The sequence below is a fragment of the Idiomarina sp. HB genome, assembly GCF_048059115.1.
GTDB classification, from domain to species: domain Bacteria; phylum Pseudomonadota; class Gammaproteobacteria; order Enterobacterales; family Alteromonadaceae; genus Idiomarina; species Idiomarina abyssalis.
In genome coordinates this window covers 1-691 of sequence record NZ_JAYLVU010000007.1, presented here as the reverse complement: position 1 = coordinate 691, position 691 = coordinate 1, and the positions used below count along the sequence as shown (strand labels likewise).

Genomic DNA, 691 nt, shown 5'->3' with positions numbered 1-691 from the left:
GGGGCCATAGCTCAGCTGGGAGAGCGCCTGCCTTGCACGCAGGAGGTCAGCGGTTCGATCCCGCTTGGCTCCACCATTTCTTCTCTTCGTAACCGTTAGCGTTAAGTGTTCTTGCAAAAGAATGTTTACCGGTAACTTAGTGTTACGTGCTCTTTAACAACATGAAAAGCTGATTGTAATATTAAAAGTAAGAAATGCCACTCTACTTGAACAAACTGATTTGGTAGAGGCGTATCGAACTTGTGTACAGCGAGAACAAACAATCTTGGTCACGTATGCCAGACACCTTCGGGTTGTATGGTTAAGTGACTAAGCGTACACGGTGGATGCCTAGGCAGTTGGAGGCGATGAAGGACGTACTAACTTGCGATAAGCCATGATAAGCCAGTAAGAGGCATTTGAGTCATGGATTTCCGAATGGGGAAACCCACTCTGTTTACAGAGTATCCGGCACTGAATCAATAGGTGCCAGGAAGCGAACCCGGAGAACTGAAACATCTAAGTACCCGGAGGAAAAGAAATCAACCGAGATTTCCCCAGTAGCGGCGAGCGAACGGGAAGCAGCCCTTAAGCTTAACTTGTGCTAGCAGAATCCGATGGGAAGCGGAGCCACAGACGGTGAGAGCCCGGTATGTGACGGTGCAAGATAAGTGAAATCGAGTAGGTCGGGACACGTGATATCCTGACTGAA

At 48.6% G+C, this 691-nt stretch carries 1 tRNA gene and 1 rRNA gene; both read left to right on the top strand.

What is annotated here, in order from left to right:
• A tRNA-Ala gene (locus tag VBY75_RS12690) sits at window positions 1-76 on the top strand.
• Window positions 77-299: 223 nt separating this feature from the next.
• Window positions 300-691 (top strand): 23S ribosomal RNA (locus VBY75_RS12685); the annotation flags it as partial.